At 53.8% G+C, this 18,293-nt stretch carries 15 protein-coding genes; 4 read left to right on the top strand and 11 right to left on the bottom strand.

From position 1 onward, the window contains the following. Positions 1-24: 24 nt before the first annotated feature. The 3 genes from gntT to gntX all read right to left on the bottom strand — a co-directional run bounded on the left by gntT (position 25) and on the right by gntX (position 3,038). Positions 25-1,341: a gluconate transporter gene (gene gntT, locus HV243_RS01480; protein WP_003023507.1), complete on the bottom strand. Its 1,317-nt coding sequence runs from the start codon at positions 1,339-1,341 to the stop codon at positions 25-27. A 379-nt stretch (positions 1,342-1,720) separates the two neighbouring features. Beyond that, complete coding sequence (gene nfuA, locus HV243_RS01485) at positions 1,721-2,296, bottom strand: Fe-S biogenesis protein NfuA (protein ID WP_003023509.1); 576 nt, start codon at positions 2,294-2,296, stop codon at positions 1,721-1,723. Between the two features lie 58 nt (positions 2,297-2,354). After that, positions 2,355-3,038 (bottom strand): DNA utilization protein GntX, encoded by a 684-nt coding sequence (gntX, locus tag HV243_RS01490; RefSeq protein ID WP_016154807.1) that lies wholly within the window; start codon positions 3,036-3,038, stop codon positions 2,355-2,357. A 37-nt stretch (positions 3,039-3,075) separates the two neighbouring features. Here gntX and bioH point away from each other — a divergent pair, with 37 nt between their 5' ends. Then, on the top strand, positions 3,076-3,846 hold the full coding sequence (gene bioH / locus HV243_RS01495; protein WP_016154806.1) for a pimeloyl-ACP methyl ester esterase BioH: 771 nt from the start codon (positions 3,076-3,078) through the stop codon (positions 3,844-3,846). 44 nt (positions 3,847-3,890) lie between these two features. Here the strand turns inward: bioH and HV243_RS01500 are convergent, their stop codons facing one another. From HV243_RS01500 to greB, 6 genes are all read right to left on the bottom strand, one after another. Then, positions 3,891-4,853: an Rpn family recombination-promoting nuclease/putative transposase gene (locus HV243_RS01500; protein WP_053388954.1), complete on the bottom strand. Its 963-nt coding sequence runs from the start codon at positions 4,851-4,853 to the stop codon at positions 3,891-3,893. 236 nt (positions 4,854-5,089) lie between these two features. Next, a complete protein-coding gene (gene feoC / locus HV243_RS01505) occupies positions 5,090-5,326 on the bottom strand; it encodes a [Fe-S]-dependent transcriptional repressor FeoC (RefSeq protein ID WP_047358169.1) in 237 nt (78 codons plus the stop codon). Positions 5,327-5,337: 11 nt separating this feature from the next. Continuing rightward, on the bottom strand, positions 5,338-7,656 hold the full coding sequence (feoB, locus tag HV243_RS01510) for a Fe(2+) transporter permease subunit FeoB (protein WP_053388953.1): 2,319 nt from the start codon (positions 7,654-7,656) through the stop codon (positions 5,338-5,340). An 18-nt stretch (positions 7,657-7,674) separates the two neighbouring features. Further along, a complete protein-coding gene (gene feoA / locus HV243_RS01515) occupies positions 7,675-7,902 on the bottom strand; it encodes a ferrous iron transporter A (RefSeq protein WP_003023519.1) in 228 nt (75 codons plus the stop codon). A gap of 430 nt (positions 7,903-8,332) precedes the next feature. After that, positions 8,333-10,666 carry a Tex family protein gene (locus HV243_RS01520; RefSeq protein ID WP_016154803.1) on the bottom strand — a complete coding sequence of 778 codons (2,334 nt, stop codon included), beginning with the start codon at positions 10,664-10,666 and terminating at the stop codon, positions 8,333-8,335. A 98-nt stretch (positions 10,667-10,764) separates the two neighbouring features. Further along, positions 10,765-11,238 (bottom strand): transcription elongation factor GreB, encoded by a 474-nt coding sequence (gene greB, locus HV243_RS01525; RefSeq protein ID WP_016154802.1) that lies wholly within the window; start codon positions 11,236-11,238, stop codon positions 10,765-10,767. 225 nt (positions 11,239-11,463) lie between these two features. On the opposite strand from greB, the gene ompR reads away from it, so the two are divergent. Beyond that, positions 11,464-12,183 (top strand): two-component system response regulator OmpR, encoded by a 720-nt coding sequence (gene ompR, locus HV243_RS01530; RefSeq protein ID WP_001157751.1) that lies wholly within the window; start codon positions 11,464-11,466, stop codon positions 12,181-12,183. Then, positions 12,180-13,532, top strand: coding sequence for a two-component system sensor histidine kinase EnvZ (gene envZ, locus HV243_RS01535; protein WP_029139732.1), 1,353 nt, complete (start codon positions 12,180-12,182; stop codon positions 13,530-13,532). Before ompR ends, envZ begins: the two co-directional genes overlap by 4 nt. A gap of 74 nt (positions 13,533-13,606) precedes the next feature. Here the strand turns inward: envZ and pckA are convergent, their stop codons facing one another. Continuing rightward, positions 13,607-15,229, bottom strand: a complete 1,623-nt coding sequence (gene pckA, locus HV243_RS01540) for a phosphoenolpyruvate carboxykinase (ATP) (protein ID WP_016154801.1) — start codon at positions 15,227-15,229, stop codon at positions 13,607-13,609. A gap of 378 nt (positions 15,230-15,607) precedes the next feature. Here pckA and HV243_RS01545 point away from each other — a divergent pair, with 378 nt between their 5' ends. Then, complete coding sequence (locus HV243_RS01545; protein WP_053388952.1) at positions 15,608-17,326, top strand: DUF4153 domain-containing protein; 1,719 nt, start codon at positions 15,608-15,610, stop codon at positions 17,324-17,326. Between the two features lie 82 nt (positions 17,327-17,408). Here the strand turns inward: HV243_RS01545 and hslO are convergent, their stop codons facing one another. Continuing rightward, a complete protein-coding gene (gene hslO / locus HV243_RS01550; RefSeq protein ID WP_053388958.1) occupies positions 17,409-18,287 on the bottom strand; it encodes an Hsp33 family molecular chaperone HslO in 879 nt (292 codons plus the stop codon). Positions 18,288-18,293 lie beyond the last annotated feature (6 nt).

Consider the following 18,293-nt stretch of genomic DNA (forward strand, 5'->3'; position numbering starts at 1 on the left):
GAAGCGCCACCCGGCACAGTTTTATCAGACCACCATACCCAGCAGCAGACATCCTACCAGACCGCAGACGGAGATAATGGTTTCCAGCATTGACCATGACTTGATGGTTTCACCGATGGTCAAGTTGAAGTACTCCTTGAACAACCAGAAGCCTGGATCGTTCACGTGGGAGAAAATGACGGAACCGGAACCAACCGCAATAACCATTAGCTCAGGGCTTACGCCGGTCGTTGCAATCAGCGGTGCCACAATCCCACCAGCGGTGATCGCCGCTACGGTTGCGGAGCCCAGTGCGATACGCAGTACCGCAGCGATAGACCATGCCATCAGCAGCGGAGAAACGTTTGAACCGTGCATCATTGACGCGATGTACTTGTCCACGCCGCTATCCACCAGGACCTGTTTGAAGGCACCGCCACCACCAATGATCAACAGCATCATCGCGATGATTTTGATGGAGGACACCAGCGTGTCGTTGATCTGATCCATCGAACGTCCACGGTTCAGACCAAAAGTGAACATCGCAATCAGCACCGCGATAAGCGTTGCCATGACCGGGTCACCCAGGAATTCTGCCACCGTCAGGAAAGCGTGGCCTTTTGGCAGAATCATCTCCGCCACGGCGCGCATCGCCATCAGGATAACCGGTACCAGGGAGGTCCAGACGCTGACGCCAAAGCCAGGCATCTCTTCTTCGGTAAACGTTTTCGCGCTGTACAGACCTTCCGGGATTGGCTTATCGATGCCTTTCAGGAAGCGAGCGTACACCGGACCGGCGAGAATAACGGTCGGGATTGCCAGAATCGTACCAAACAGCAGGGTTTTACCCATATCTGCATGGAAAATGGTGGCAATAGCGGTCGGACCTGGGTGCGGCGGCAGGAAGCCGTGAGTTACGGACAGCGCAGCAGCCATCGGCACGCCAACATACAGCAGCGGGATGTTGGCAGCAGCGGCGATGGTGAACACCAGCGGCAGCATCAGCACGAAGCCGACTTCGTAGAACAGGGCAAAACCGACGGTGAAGCCGGTTAATACCACCGCCCACTGAATATGTTTTTTGCCGAATTTAGCAATCAGGGTGGTTGCGATGCGCTGTGCGCCGCCGCAGTCCGCCAGCATTTTGCCCAGCATGGCGCCAAAACCCATAATCAGGGCGAGGCTGCCAAGGGTTCCGCCGACACCGGCTTTAATCGAACCGATGACTTTATCCAGTGGCATCCCTTGCATCAATCCGACAGCAAGCGCCACCAGGACGAGAGCGATGAAACCGTTCATTTTGAAACGGATCATCAGGAGGAGTAACAAGATTACACCGATAGCAACGATGACTAATGGCATGATTTACCTGGCCTTTACTTTGTTATGGGTAACGTCAGTGTTTAGATGACAAATTCCGATTGTCCCGACCGGGAACAGAGCATTCTCAGCACCAATGCTGGTTGCCTTCAAAACTAATCAGTTTAGCTGGCTGTTATGTGTGTGTTAGGTGCTGATGCGAATGATACGGGTAACATGCGGCGCTTGAAAATCACCTGGGCAGGCAAAATTTAAATTATGAGAGGCTGGTCAAATTATGAGGGGGATTGTTGCAGGAAATATGCGGAAAAATGCAAGGTTGTAGGCCGGATAAAGCGATTACGCTGCCATCCGGCATCAATGCCCGATGGCGGCGCGGATGCGTCTTAACGGGCCTACGGAAACTCTACAGGTTGAGGCGTTAGTAGTAAGAGTGCTCGCCGCGCTGGTGTTCGGTTAAATCGCGAACGCCTTTCAGTTCAGGGAATTCAGCCAGCAGCTGTTTCTCGATACCTTCTTTCAGCGTTACATCCACCATTGAACAGCCGTTACATCCGCCGCCAAACTGCAGAATAGCGTAGCCTTCATCGGTGATTTCCATCAGAGAGACGCGACCACCGTGACCTGCCAGCTGTGGGTTGATCTGCGATTGCAGCATGTACTCCACGCGTTCCATCAGCGGCGCATCATCGGCAACTTTACGCATTTTGGCGTTTGGTGCTTTCAGGGTCAGCTGGGAGCCTAACTGGTCGGTAACGAAATCGATTTCTGCATCTTCCAGATACGGTGCGCTCAGTTCATCAACATATGCGGTCAGCAGGTCAAATTTAATGGCGGTGTCGGTTGCTTCCACGGCGTCCGGCGGACAATAAGAAACGCCGCATTCAGCGTTAGGCGTGCCGGGATTAATCACAAATACGCGGATTTGTGTCCCTTCTTCCTGATTTGCCAGCAGTTTGGCAAAGTGCGCTTGTGCAGCATCGGAAATATGGATCATAGTAATGGCCTAATAGTTGACTATTTTACTTGGTTATAATACGCCCATCATCGAGGCTCTACAAGGTTCGACACAGGCACCATACCTGGACAGTCGCCGCGCCGTTGCGTAAAAGCAGCTGCGCGATTTCCGCGACGGTACTTCCGGTAGTGACGACATCATCCACAATGACCATATGGAGTCCCTGCACTGGCAATTCAAGGCGAAAGGCGTTTTTCAGGTTACGTTTACGTAATCGGGCGCTGAGATGGTGCTGTGTGGCGGTTGCCCGAACCCGCGTGATGGCCCGGCTGTCCCAATCGCAGCCCAGCCAGCGGGCCAGGGGACGACACAGTAAGTCGCTCTGATTAAACCCTCTGCGCCAGTGCCGGCGTTGCCAGAGCGGGACGCTGACGAGCCTGTCCGGCAGAGGAAGACCGCTGACGCGCCGGGCCTGTAATACCTCCAGCAACAACAAGCGTGAAAGAGCGGGGGCCATTTCGCCACGTCGGGAAAACTTGAGCTGGTGGATAAGCCCGCTCAATGGCGGAGCATAGTCGCTGACGGTAACCAGTCGCTGCCACGGCGGTGGTTTTTGCAGACAGCGCCCGCAGGGAACGACGGTATGCGCGGCAGGGAGTCCACATTGAGGGCACCGGCTGACGTGCTGATGCGTTGCCCGTGTGCAGACTGAACAGATCCCCCAATGCCCTAACGTCAGGGGCATTCGGCATAGCCAGCACAATCCCGGTACTGTTAGCATAGAAGCATCCTTTCAGGCTAAAAGAGAACAATAACTGATGAATGACATCTGGTGGCAGACCCAGGGTTCGGGAAATTGCCATCTTGTGCTGCTGCACGGATGGGGACTGAATGCGCAAGTGTGGCATTGCATAAGCGAGGAATTGAGTTCGCATTTCACGCTGCATCTTGTCGACTTACCGGGATTTGGTCGCAGCCAGGGGTTCGGCGCAATGTCGCTGGAAGAGATGGCTGAGCGGGTAGTAAAACAGGCACCGGAGAAAGCCATCTGGCTTGGCTGGAGTCTGGGCGGGCTGGTCGCAAGCCAGGTGGCGTTAACCCATCCTGAACGTGTTCAGGCGCTGGTGACCGTGGCGTCTTCCCCTTGCTTTAGCGCGCGCGACGAGTGGCCGGGTATCAAGCCAGAAGTGCTGGCAGGTTTCCAGCAGCAGTTGAGCGAAGATTTCCAGCGTACGGTGGAACGTTTTCTGGCGTTGCAGACGATGGGCACGGACACCGCGCGTCAGGATGCGCGGGCACTGAAGAAAACAGTGCTGGCGTTACCCATGCCGAATGTCGAGGTGCTCAATGGCGGACTGGAGATCCTGAAAACGGTCGATCTGCGTGAGCCTCTGTGCGCTGTGGACATGCCTTTTCTGCGGTTGTACGGCTATCTCGATGGACTGGTTCCGCGCAAAGTGGTCCCAATGCTCGATGCCCTGTGGCCGCATAGCGAGTCGTTGATATTTGCTAAAGCGGCGCATGCACCGTTTATCTCGCATCCTGCAGAGTTCTGCGCAGCGCTGGTGGCGTTAAAAAAACGCCTATAAATCTGTTGTGTTGCCCGGTAGAGCCGCGCTTACCGGGCTTGAGATTAATGGCTGCGCGTAGCCAGATCCTCAGCGGTCAGGCCGGTAATTCTGAAGATGGTCAGCGGGTCGATACCATCAGCCTGCAGGGTTGATGCAATACGTAAAGCTTCCTCTCGTTTACCTTGTTGTAAGCCCGTTTGTAACCCTTCTTGTAATCCCTCTTGTAACCCTTTCATATGACCTTCCTGAAGACCATTAAGATGCCCTTCTTGTCGTAATCTTTCGGCGATAGTCATCAACTTTTCCTTATGTTGGGGTAAACGTTCGGCGACCTCATGAAGAAACTCGGTAAAATGTGCGGTGTCCCCGACCTGCATTAGATAATTAAACAAGGCTTTCAACTGGCTGTCATTAGCGTGTCCTTTAATAATCAGGATGGCCAGTTTTTCTACCAGTCCCATCAAATCGCGTTTACGAATATGTTTTTGGATGAGTTCCAACAGCGCCATCCGGCGATGCTGCATGATCTCGTCATCGGGAACCACGGTGATATCGATCAGTGGAAACGCTGAGGTATAAAGTTGTCTGGCGGCCTTTGGGTCGTCAAATTCGTCCAGCCAGCAGAGTGAGTAGGGGTATGGGCTTGCCGCGCCATGATAAAAAAGCATGGGTATCACCAGCGGGAGTTTCTTGTGACCTGCAGCCAAATGGCGATGCATAACCGCAATGGCATAACGCATCAGCCGAAATGCCATATGGGCATCGGCGGTGCTCTGATGCTCAATGATGGTGTAAATATAGCCATCGCCTTCGCGGGTTTTTAATGACCACAGCACATCGGAATAGTACGTGCGCAAATCGTCCTCAATAAAGCTGCCCGATTCCAGTTGTAGCGTTTTCAGATCGCACAGTTTTTGCAAAGAGGCTGGAAGATGGAGCCGAAGAAAGTCGCGTGCGGTAGCAGGGTGGTTTAAGAACGTTTTAAAAATCGCGTCATGCGGCGTAGCAGTCGTGTCAGTATTCATGGCGATCCGTCACCTGAGAAACAAGATGACGAGACTCTACTTCCCTGGTCGCCAGTAATCATTCACGAGTTGATAACGATGCGCGACAGGCTGGAGGATAGATCTGCTTTGCTGAAACAGAGACATCTTTGTGGAATCCATTACGCAAAAAGCCGGATATCAGCATAAACGCTTTATCCGGACAGGACGTTTGCAGTCATTTTTAGACCGGAAGCGTAGCGCCATCCGGCATCGAACTAGCGCAAAGCCCACCACTCGCGCAGGCAGGCTTTACCTTCCGGACAACTCTTGCAGCTTCCGGAAAGACACCCGTCGGCATCGTCCTGAATCCGCACCGCTTTACCCATCTTTTCTAACTGATTCAGCATGGCGTCAATCATGGGCTGCGGGGTGTGCAGCGTGTGGCTAATTTGAGTTGCCTCCATGCGTCCCCGCAAAGCCAATAAATCACGAACCTGAATAAGCGATGCCATTGTCGATAACCTTAGTGGCAGTCGCCAGTGGTGCTGGAACAGCAGGAGCTTGCCGTCCTGTTGGTCGCCAGCAGTGCGAGATCCACGCGACTGCGAGCTCGACGCAGCAGGCCCAGCAACACAATGTTAAACAGGATGACAGCTAAAATGCACACCAGGCTGTAGGTCGGGTGCTCTTTGTAGCTGACCGCCTGATAAAACAGCGTCGACAGAGAGTAGGCGATGTTCAGGCCCCACAGAATCGAGAAGCCCATCCAGCCACGGCTGGATTCACGTGCAATAGCGCCCATTACCGAAATACATGGCACATACAGCAACACGAAAATCAGGTAGCTGTAAGCGGCGGCAGCGCTGCCAAATTTTTCGCCCATCACGCCCATTGCACCCGTAGCCATTTCACCGTCGCCCTTGCTGGCTTCAATAGGGTTAGCCAGTACGCTCAGGCTGAAGGTGTCTTTCAGGCTTTGCCAGGTCTCATCTACCGCGCCGAGCAGCTCGTCACCGAGGTGGAAATCTGCCGGGTTGAACTCTTCTTCCTGAATGTTTTCTGCGGTATAGAGCGTGTTCAGCGTACCGACAACCACTTCTTTCGCCATCGCGCCGGTGAACAGACCTACGGTTGCCTGCCAGTTATCTTCGTGAACGCCAATCGGCTTGAAGACCGGCGTGATTACGCGGCTGACGGAAGCCAGAGCAGAGTCGTTGATGTTGTCGACGATTTTTCCGCTCAGCGAGAAACTGTTAAACGCGCTGAGGAAAATGCTGACGATGATGATGACTTTACCCGCACGCAGAACGAAGCCTTTCAGGCGTTGCCAGGTCTGAATAATCAGACTCTTAATGTGCGGCACGTGGTACACCGGCAGCTCCATCACGAACGGCGTTGCTTCGCCACGCATGATGGTGTGTTTGAGCATCAGGCCGGTCAATACCGCCATAACGATGCCCAGTACGTACAGTGAGAAGACCGCCAGCGCACCGTTCTGACCAAAGAACGCAGCGGCAAAGACGGCGAAAATCGCCAGGCGAGCGCCACAAGACATAAACGGCGCCATCATGATGGTCATCAGACGTTCACGCGGGGCGTCCAGCGTACGTGCGCCCATCACTGACGGTACGTTACAGCCAAAGCCGACGATCAGCGGGACAAACGATTTGCCCGGCAGTCCCAGCGCCTGCATCAGACGGTCCATTACAAACGCGGCGCGCGCCATGTAACCGGAGTCTTCAAGGAAGGAGAGGAACAGGTACATCATGCCGATTTGCGGTACCAGTGGCAGCACGGTGTTAATCCCGCCGCCAAGACCTTGCGCCAAAAAGATAGTGAGCCAGTCCGGGAAGTGCAGCGTGTAGCCAATCCACTGAATCCCATGGATAAAGAGCGCTACGGAGCCGACGTCAAACAACGGTTGCAGCGCGCCGCCAATGTTGATGGCGAGCAGGAACATCAGGTACATCACGAACAGGAAAATCGGCAGCCCGAGGAAGCGGTTGAGGACGATTTTATCTACTGCGGTGGTGAAGCGGCTCGGCTCTGCCGTCAGGGTGTTGCTGACGGTATCGCAGATAGCGGCAATGCACTGATAGCGCGCATCGGCGATATGCAGTGCCGGATCGTCCATTGTCTCGCTCAGACGTGCAATGGCGGCATCAAGGTTTTGCGCGGCATCACCCGCGTAGGCCCTGCTGTAGATATCACCTTCCAGCATCTGCAGGCCCAGCCAGCGGCGCTGTTTTAACGGCATATCTTTGGCCATCGCATCGGCGAGGGAATCCGCTTCCTGCAGCAGCGGCTGGGCATAATGAACCAGCTCGACGGTGTCGTTTTCTTTGTAGCGATCGATCGCCAGTTTCAGCGCTTCAATGCCGCGGGCGCGGGTGGATACCAGCGGAACCACCGGGCAGCCAAGGCGAGCGGAGAGGGCATCGATATCGATACGGATTTGCTGCTTCTCGGCAATATCCAGCATATTCAACGCGACGATGCAGGGGATGCCCAGCTCAAGCAGTTGCAACGTCAGGTAGAGGTTGCGTTCAAGGTTTGAAGCATCGACCACGTTGATCAAGAGATCCGCGTCGCCGCTTAAAATATAGTGACAGGCGATCTGCTCATCGAGAGAGGTCTGGGATGAGATTGTCGTCAGAGAATAGGTGCCGGGTAAATCAACCAGCGTGACCTGGTGGTCCGTCGTTGCGAAATGACCTTCTTTACGCTCAACGGTAACGCCAGCCCAGTTGCCTACACGCTGGCGTGCGCCGGTAAGCTGGTTGAATAAAGTAGTCTTGCCGGAATTAGGATTGCCAATTAAACCAATGGTTAGTTTTTTCATTTTTATAGACTCACTGTATTAACAGGAAACCGCTTCCACTTCTAATAACGCCAGATCTTTCTTACGCAATACCAGACTTACGCGACGCGTTTCGATATGGATAGGATCGCCGAGTGGGGCGACGCGTACCACGTTGAAAGAGGAGCCGGGTAGCATGCCAAGTGACAACAGTTTCTGACGATAAGCCGGGCTGATTTCACGGGCAAAACCGGTAATTTTCCACGCACTGTCAGGAGTGAATTGCATAGGGACCTACTTATATCTCGCTAACTGGATGATTACCTCATGGGGCGGCAAGGCGGCATGAGGCCAGATGATTAGCCAACGTAAGGAAAGAGTAAATAATCAACAGATCAATGATAATGAGAATGGTTTCTATCATCAATAGAATAAATGTGACGGAATGTACAATTGGATAATAATTTGCGCCAATTTTGATATTCCTCAATATTTATTCTGGTTGAGAACGAATGATTCACGGAAATAATTAGTGAGGATCTTAATGTTTAATTAAGGTTTCATCTGTTAATGAAGTGATAAATATATGGCGGTAAAAGCGGGAAATAGACTAAATATGCCGGATGGCGACGCTCACGCGTGTTATCCGGCTTACAAATTAATTGCGACAAGTTAGCCGGATAAGGAGGTTATCCCCCCATCCGGCAAAAAAGTCACACTAGCGTTTTTTACCCATTGCCGCCGCCAGCGCATCCATCATGGCGCTGTTACCCGCAGGCTGTGCGTCACGACCACGAGGTTTCGCGGCTTTTGGCGCCGGGCGATTGCTTTGAGTGCGATCGTTATTCCCGCCGCCGCGACGCGCATTGGTTTCACCCGGCTGCTCGTCCAGACGCATGGTCAGTGCGATACGCTTACGTTGCAGGTCAACTTCCAGCACTTTCACTTTCACAATGTCGCCCGCTTTCACCACGGTGTGTGGATCTTCGACGAACTTATTCGACAATGAAGAGATATGCACCAGACCATCCTGATGAACGCCAATATCAACAAACGCGCCGAAGTTCGTGACGTTAGTGACTGCCCCTTCCAGAATCATTCCCGGCAGCAGATCGTTCATGGTTTCTACGCCATCAGCAAACTGCGCGGTTTTAAATTCAGGACGCGGGTCGCGGCCCGGTTTTTCCAGCTCTTTGATGATGTCGGTGACGGTCGGCACCCCGAAGCGTTCGTCGGTAAAATCGGCTGCTTTCAGATTGCGCAGTTCGTTGCTGTTGCCCATCAGGTCACGCAGCGATTGCTCGGTTGCGGCCAGAATGCGTTCCACAATCGGATAAGCTTCCGGGTGAACGGTAGAAGCATCCAGTGGGTTATCGCCATGGTTGATACGCAGGAAGCCCGCGCACTGTTCAAAGGCTTTTGGCCCCAGGCGGCTAACTTTTAGCAGTTGCTGACGGTTCTGAAACTGACCGTTCTCATCGCGCCAGGCGACGATGTTTTGCGCCATCATGCGCGTCAGGCCAGCAACGCGGGTCAGTAGCGGCACGGAGGCGGTATTCAGATCGACGCCGACGGCATTCACGCAGTCTTCCACCACCGCATCCAGCTTGCGCGCCAGCTGCGTCTGGCTTACATCGTGCTGATACTGGCCCACGCCGATAGATTTCGGATCGATTTTCACCAGCTCCGCCAACGGATCCTGCAAACGACGGGCGATAGACACCGCGCCACGCAGCGAAACATCGAGATCCGGGAACTCCAGCGCCGCCAGCTCGGAAGCAGAGTAAACCGATGCCCCGGCTTCGCTGACAATCACTTTCTGTGCGGTCACTTTCGGGAATTGTTTCTGCACGTCGAGGAAGAAACGCTCGGTTTCGCGCGACGCCGTGCCGTTACCAATCGCGACCAGCTCAACGTTGTATTTTTCACACAACGCCGCCACGGCAACGGCGGCTTTGGCTGCCTGGCCGGTATGCGGATAAATAGTGTCGGTCGCGACCAGCTTGCCGGTACCGTCAACCACCGCCACTTTTACACCGGTACGCAGACCCGGATCGAGACCCATTGTGGCGCGCAGCCCGGCCGGGGCGGCCATCAGCAGGTCATGCAGGTTACGGGCAAAGACGTTGATCGCTTCATCTTCCGCACGTTCACGCACGGTACCCATCAGCTCAGTTTCAAGGTGCATCAGCACTTTGATGCGCCACGTCCAGCTAACAACGCCTTTACGCCAGCTGTCAGCGGGGGCGTTGTTCAGGCGCAGTCCCAGGTGATCCTGGATAATCTGCTCGCCGTGGCTCTCTTTTGGCGGCTCATCGAATTGCGGATCGGCATTTAGTGAAAGCTGCAACACGCCTTCGTTACGACCACGGAACATGGCCAGCGCACGGTGGGATGGAACGGTAGAAATAGGTTCGTGGTGATCGAAGTAATCGCGGAACTTAGCGCCTTCCTCTTCTTTGCCACTAACCACGGCGGCAACCAGATGGGCGTTTTTCCACAAATAATCACGCACTTTTGCCAGCAGCGCAGCGTCTTCGGCGAAGCGCTCCATCAGAATGTAGCGTGCGCCATCGAGGGCAGCTTTGGTATCGGCCACGCCGTTTTCGGCGTTGAGATATTTTGCGGCTTCGGTTTCCGGGTCATGGGACGGTTCGTTCCACAGCAGATCTGCCAGCGGCTCCAGTCCGGCCTCAATGGCTATCTGCCCACGGGTGCGGCGCTTAGGTTTGTACGGCAGATAGAGATCTTCGAGTTCGGTCTTACTTAACGTGCCGTTGATCGCGTTCGCCAAATCGTCGGTCAGTTTGCCTTGCTCGCCGATAGATTTCAGGATTGCCTGACGGCGGTCTTCCAGTTCACGCAGATATCCCAGACGGGTCTCCAGATTACGCAGTTGCGTATCGTCCAGACCGCCGGTGATTTCCTTACGATAACGTGCGATAAACGGCACGGTGTTCCCTTCGTCAAGCAGGCGAACGGCAGCTTCTACCTGTTCAGCACGAGCCTGAATTTCACCTGCGATAATGCGGCAGAAAGAATCATTCATCATGGATAGCTTCGTCTATAGGATAAAAAATCAGGGGATAGTTATACGGATTGACTGGCAAAAATGCCAGTCATCTACCGGGGCTTCGGATTGTTCCGGTCTCACTTAACATATTCAATTTCGTTCACGTACCAGCTGGCTTCACCACCAGGGGTGTTGACTATCGCGAGATCGCCGACCTCTTTTTTCAGCAGCGCCCGCGCCATCGGTGAGTCGATAGAAATGTAATCTTTACGACCGAAGATCTCATCGTAGCCGACAATACGGAATTTACGGATGTCGCCATCGTCATTTTCAATCTCGACCCACGCGCCAAAGAAGACTTTGCCCTCTTGCTGCGGGGAGTAATCGACGATTTTCAAATTCTCCATGCACTTGGTCAAATAACGGACACGGCGGTCGATCTCACGCAGACGCTTTTTATTATACTGGTAGTCGGCATTTTCGCTGCGGTCACCCAGACTTGCGGCCCAGGTAACCTTTTTAGTGACTTCCGGGCGCTCTTCACGCCAGAGGTAATTCAGCTCTTGTTTGAGTTTTTCATACCCTTCGCGGGTTATCAGGGGCGTTTTCATCTTATTGTTTTACCTTCGACTCTGTGATGATGCGCACAATTAGTATTACGCGAGCATATCAACAGAATAAATAATGTATTGCGAGAAACATTGTATACTTAAGCTGCTGTTTAATATGCTTTGTAACAATTTAGCCTGGAATTCATACCAGAATTCGCTGGTGACTCACGTTAGCTTTCTTAAGAATATACACTTAATTGTTGCGAACCTTTGGGAGTAATAACAATGCAAGAGAACTATAAGATTCTGGTGGTCGATGACGACATGCGCTTGCGTGCGCTTCTGGAGCGTTATCTGACCGAGCAGGGCTTCCAGGTTCGAAGCGTCGCTAACGCTGAGCAGATGGATCGTCTGCTGACCCGTGAGTCCTTTCACCTGATGGTGCTGGATTTAATGCTGCCGGGAGAAGATGGCCTGTCTATTTGCCGTCGCCTGCGCAGTCAAAGCAACCCGATGCCGATCATTATGGTCACGGCGAAGGGTGAAGAAGTCGATCGTATCGTTGGGCTGGAAATCGGCGCTGACGATTACATTCCGAAACCGTTTAACCCGCGAGAACTGCTGGCGCGTATTCGCGCTGTACTGCGTCGTCAGGCGAACGAACTGCCGGGCGCGCCTTCTCAGGAAGAAGCGGTCATTGCTTTTGGTAAGTTTAAACTGAACCTCGGTACGCGTGAAATGTTCCGTGAAGATGAGCCAATGCCGCTCACCAGCGGGGAATTTGCAGTACTGAAAGCGCTGGTAAGCCACCCGCGCGAGCCGCTGTCCCGCGACAAGCTGATGAACCTGGCCCGTGGTCGTGAATATTCGGCGATGGAGCGTTCTATCGACGTCCAGATTTCTCGCCTGCGTCGTATGGTGGAAGAGGACCCGGCGCATCCGCGCTACATTCAGACCGTGTGGGGTCTCGGCTACGTCTTTGTTCCGGACGGTTCTAAAGCATGAGGCGAATGCGCTTCTCGCCACGAAGTTCGTTTGCCCGCACGTTATTGCTCATCGTCACCTTGCTGTTTGCCAGCCTGGTGACGACTTACCTGGTAGTGCTGAACTTCGCGATACTGCCGAGCCTCCAGCAGTTTAATAAGGTCCTGGCCTACGAAGTTCGTATGCTGATGACCGATAAACTGCAGCTGGAGGACGGTACGCAACTGGTGGTGCCGCCCGCATTCCGCCGGGAAATTTATCGTGAGCTGGGTATTTCCCTCTATTCCAACGAGGCCGCTGAAGAAGCTGGACTGCGTTGGGCGCAACACTATGAATTCTTAAGCCATCAGATGGCGCAGCAACTGGGCGGTCCGACGGAAGTCCGCGTTGAGGTGAACAAAAGCTCGCCGGTCGTATGGCTGAAAACCTGGCTGTCGCCCAATATCTGGGTACGCGTGCCGCTGACGGAGATCCATCAGGGCGATTTCTCACCGCTGTTCCGCTACACGCTGGCGATTATGCTGTTGGCTATCGGTGGCGCGTGGCTGTTTATCCGTATCCAGAACCGACCGCTGGTGGATCTTGAACATGCAGCGCTGCAGGTGGGGAAAGGTATCATTCCGCCGCCGTTGCGTGAGTATGGCGCTTCAGAGGTGCGCTCTGTTACCCGTGCCTTTAACCATATGGCCGCGGGGGTGAAGCAGCTGGCCGATGACCGTACGCTGTTAATGGCGGGCGTGAGCCACGATTTACGTACTCCGCTGACGCGTATTCGTCTGGCGACCGAAATGATGGGCGAAGAGGATGGTTATCTCGCGGAATCCATCAATAAGGACATCGAAGAGTGTAATGCCATTATCGAGCAGTTTATCGATTATCTGCGTACCGGTCAGGAGATGCCGATGGAGATGGCGGATCTGAACTCGGTGTTAGGCGAAGTGGTCGCAGCGGAAAGCGGCTATGAACGTGAAATCGAAACTGCGCTGCTGCCGGGCAGCATTCAGGTGAAAATGCACCCGCTGTCGATCAAGCGTGCGGTTGCCAATATGGTGGTTAACGCCGCCCGTTACGGCAACGGCTGGATTAAGGTCAGCAGCGGTACGGAGACGCATCGCGCCTGGTTCCAGGTAGAAGATGATGGTCCGGGCATCAAGCCGGAGCAGCGTAAACACCTGTTCCAGCCGTTTGTCCGCGGCGACAGCGCGCGTAGTACCAGCGGCACGGGCCTGGGTCTGGCGATTGTGCAGCGTATTATCGATAACCATAACGGTATGCTGGAAATTGGCACCAGTGAACGAGGAGGGTTGTCGATCCGCGCCTGGCTTCCGGTTCCCTTCACTCGCGCGCAGGGCATCACGAAAGACGCATAAGAAAGGGAGGCGAAATGCCTCCCTTTTTGTTGCTGTAGGCCGGATAAGGCGAAACCGCCATCCGGCACTCTTTGTTACAGCTTCGGTCCGGCGCTAACCAGCGCTTCACCCGCAGGGGTATCGGTGTATTTCTCGAAGTTCTCGATAAACAGTTTTGCCAGCGCGTTGGCTTTTTCCTGCCACTGCTCCGGAGAAGCATAGGTATTACGCGGATCGAGAATGCGAGTATCCACGCCCGGCAGCTCGGTTGGGATAGCCAGGTCAAACATCGGCAGACGGAACGTTTCTGCGTCATCCAGCGAACCGTTCAGGATAGCGTCGATAATCGCGCGGGTATCTTTGATAGAGATACGCTTGCCGGTACCGTTCCAGCCGGTGTTAACCAGATATGCCTGCGCACCTGCCGCCTGCATACGTTTCACCAGTACTTCTGCGTACTGCGTTGGGTGCAGTGACAGGAATGCTGCGCCAAAGCAGGCTGAGAAGGTTGGGGTTGGTTCGGTGACGCCACGTTCGGTACCGGCCAGTTTGGCGGTGAAGCCAGACAGGAAGTGGTACTGGGTTTGGTCTGCCGTCAGACGAGAGACCGGCGGCAGCACGCCAAACGCGTCGGCGGTCAGGAAGATCACTTTGGTGGCGTGACCCGCTTTTGACACCGGCTTAACGATGTTATCGATGTGATAAATCGGGTAGGACACGCGGGTGTTTTCGGTTTTGGAACCGTCGTCGAAGTCGATGGAACCATCTGCGCGCACGGTGACGTTTTCCAGCAGCGCGTCACGACGGATTGCGTTGTAGATTTCCGGCTCGGCATCTTTAGACAGTTTGATGGTCTTCGCGTAGCAACCGCCTTCAAAGTTAAACACGCCGTCGTCATCCCAGCCGTGTTCGTCATCGCCAATCAGGCGGCGTTTCGGATCGGTGGACAGCGTTGTTTTTCCTGTGCCGGACAGGCCAAAGAAGACTGCCACATCACCTTTTTCCCCGACGTTTGCCGAGCAGTGCATGGAGGCAATGCCTTTCAGCGGCAGCAGGTAGTTCATTACGGAGAACATACCTTTCTTCATTTCGCCGCCGTACCAGGTGCCACCAATCAACTGGATACGCTCAGTCAGATTGAAAGCCACGAAGTTTTCGGAGTTCAGACCCTGCTCTTTCCACTGCGGGTTAGTGCATTTAGCGCCGTTCATCACGATGAAATCAGGTTTGAAATCAACCAGCTCTTCGTCGCTTGGGCGGATGAACATGTTTTTAACAAAATGCGCCTGCCAGGCTACTTCGGTAATGAAGCGTACGGAAAGGCGGGTATCGGCGTTAGCGCCGCAGAATGCATCAATGATAAACAGACGCTTGCCGGAAAGCTGCTGGGTGACTAATCCTTTCAGATGCTGCCAGGTTTCCGGGGAGAGCGGTTTGTTGTCGTTCTTACCTTTACCTTTGTCGGACCACCAGAGCGTGTCGCGCGTGGTGTCGTCACGGACAATATACTTATCCTTTGGCGAACGTCCGGTAAAGATACCGGTATCAACGGCAACGGCGCCCAGGTTTGTTAACACGCCACGCTCATAACCTTCCAGGTTTGGATCAAGTTCCTCCTGGAAAAGCGTGTCGTAGTCTGGATTGTAAACGATATCCTGAACGTCATTGATACCATAAGCCTTGAGATCTTGCGGGGTTAAACTGTTGTTCACACGCATTTCACTGCTCCTTAGCCAATATGTATTACCTGGAATAGTAAGGTTTTTTAGGGATTGCTAACCGCGACAAGGCTCATAGATTTACGCATCCGGGAAAATCACGGATAACCGAATGCGCTGCGACTCCTGTCACAAAGAGGCGGATATTATGGCAGGAAACCCTTTTTTGTTGTGGAAAATGTTCTTAAAACGTTAATAGGGAGTGTTTTTGGCGGGAAACTTGTGAGTGTAATCGCATTCACGTAAGAAAATAACGTAACTCATACATAAACAATATCGATTCACTTCCCGTCGCAGTGGTCCGGGATCGGCCTATCAATGCTCAAAATTGTGAAGTTGATGCAATAATTACCTTTTCTCTTCATTCTGGGTGACGACATGGATAGTGTTGAACTTTCACGTACTACTCGCTGGGGCATGATATCTATCGGCCTGTTACAGGGGATATTGTGCTACCTGCTGATGACATATCTGGTGCCGCATAATGACGGCTGGCTGTTCTATGGCATGCCCGCGACAATTGCTCTCTCTTCGGCGCTTTTACTCACCGTTGTCTCTTTCAAACAACGTGCGCTGTGGTACTGGATGGCGCTGATCTTTGTTGTCGTGCTGGCGATGAGCGTCTGGCTAAAGTGGCAAGTCGAGGGCAGCGATAAGTGGCGGCAAAATGATATTTTTATGTTGTACGGCTGGCGCTTACTGCTGATGGCGATGCTGGCATTGCCATGGATTCAGTACTCGCTCCACGCATCCCGCCAGCAGGCCCGCTATGCGCAGTTTTATGCTAGTTTGTGGCTTAATGCGCTGACGTTACTGATTGTCTTTGTCGCCAACGGTCTGTTCTGGATGGTGCTCCTGCTATGGAGCGAGATGTTTAAGCTCGTTGGTATTACTTTCTTCGACACACTTTTCTTTGATACCGACTGGTTTGGCTACGTGGCCTTTGGCCTGGTTACCGCACTGGCGGTGGTACTGACCCGCACGCAGTCGCGTCTGGTTGCGGCGGTCCAAAAGTTACTGACTTTGATCGCCACCGGTCTGTTACCCCTGGTCGCGCTGCTGGCGCTGATGTTTGTACTGACCTTGCCCTTCACCGGCCTGGAGGCTATCTCGCAGCGGGTGTCTGCGGCCGGGTTGATGTCAACGCTGGCGCTGCTCCTGCTGCTGTTGATGGCTATCGTTCGCGAGCCGCAGAAAGAGGCGCTTCCCTATCCAGCCGCGTTACGCTACCTGATCAAATGCGCCCTGGTTGTCGCGCCCATCTATATGCTGATTGCCGGTTGGTCACTGTGGGTGCGAATTCAACAGTACGGTTGGACGCCCGAGCGCTTATATGGCGTGCTGGTGGTCTGCGTGCTGCTGCTCTGGTCGTTTGGCTATCTGGCGAGTATTTTACGCCGTGGGCGCAATTCGCTTGAGCTTCAGGGGAAGGTGATTCTTTGCGTGTCGTTGCTGGCGTTGGGGCTGTTGATTTTGCTGTCGTCGCCGGTTATTGATGCCTGGTGCATCAGCGTCAACAGCCATATGGGGCTGTATCATAGCGGCAAAATTAAGCCGGATCAGGTCAGCCTGTATATGTTGGGTAATAGCGGAAAACCGGGACGTGCGGCGTTGGAGGCATTACAAAAAGATGCGGCGTTTAACCAAGACAGTAAGCGTCGGCGCGACTTAAATTCTCTGCTGCAAGGACGTCGCGATCCCATGCAGAACCTGACTATCACTCAACTAGCGCCGAAAGTGATGATAGCTCCGGGTAGCAGGCAACCCGATGAGACCTTCTGGGCGTTTGTCAAAGGGCAGAGCTACCGCATTACATCCTGCGTTGAGCAGGATGCATGCGTCCTGGTCGATCAGGACCTCAATGCTGATGGTAAGCCTGAGCAGGTGCTGTATGCTTTTGGCGATGGTGAGAGTCTGGTCTTTGCCAGGAAAGAGGATAAATGGGAACTCATCGCATCAGGTCAGCTACCTGCAGGATTCAATAAGGATAAACTGCTGCAGGCGGTGGCGAATCATCAACTGAATTCAGCCCCCAGAGTTTGGCGTGATATCACCATTGATGGCACCCGATTGCCGATGAATTATTACAACGAGTGAGCGTGTTGCAGATAGCGTTTTGATGGATGGCGGTGCGAACGCCTATCCGGTCGACGATTGTGGGCCGGATAGGCAGTGGTGATTAATGTACCTGCGGGTCCGCCGGGGAAGCGTTGCTACGGATCTCAGCAATGTCCATGGCATTAAACAGATAGTGGCTCCCGCAGTAATCGCAGTGCATATCGATCTCGCCTTCTTCCGCCAGAATGCTGTCCACTTCTTCGTCCGGCAGCGTTTTCAGTGCGCCAGCGCAGCGTTCGCGTGAACAGGTGCATTTGAACTCAACGTCCTGCGGATCGTAGAGAGTAACCTCTTCTTCGTGGTACAAGCGCCACAGCACTTCGTTGGCCGGGAGCGTTAACAGCTCTTCGGTTTTGATGGTTTCGGTCAGGGCTGTCAGGTGATCGAAATCATCTGCCTGCGCGTTTTGCGCCGGCATTACCTGCAGAAGCATCCCGCCAGCAGCGGGTTTGCCATCGATGTCGCCAGTACGGATAAACAGACGTGTCGGCAACTGTTCAGAACGCATGAAGTAATCTTCCAGACAGGCGGCCAGCGTGTCGCCTTCCAGACCAACCACGCCCTGATAGCGCTCGCCTTCTTCTGGGGTAATGGTGATCACCAGGTAGCCGTTGCCTACCAGCGTTTTGAGATCAGCGCCTTCAGGGATATCGCCCTGCATACGGGCCACGCCGCGCATCTGCTGATTGTTGTTGCCGTTAATGACGGCCAGGCTCAGCGGACCATCGCCCTGCAGCTGTACGGTGATATCACCGGCAAACTTCAGCGTGGCGGTGAGCAGGCTGGTGGCGACCAGCAGTTCAGCCAGCACGTTCTTGACCGGCTGCGGGTAAGTATGATTTTCGAGGATCTGTTGCAGGGTTTCCGAAACGGTCACCAGCTCGCCGCGCACGGCAAAGTTTTCAAACAGATAACGATGTAATTGGTCATGTTGCGGCATAATCAT

Source organism: Citrobacter sp. RHBSTW-00599, assembly GCF_013784065.1.
Taxonomy (GTDB): Bacteria; Pseudomonadota; Gammaproteobacteria; order Enterobacterales; family Enterobacteriaceae; genus Citrobacter; species Citrobacter braakii.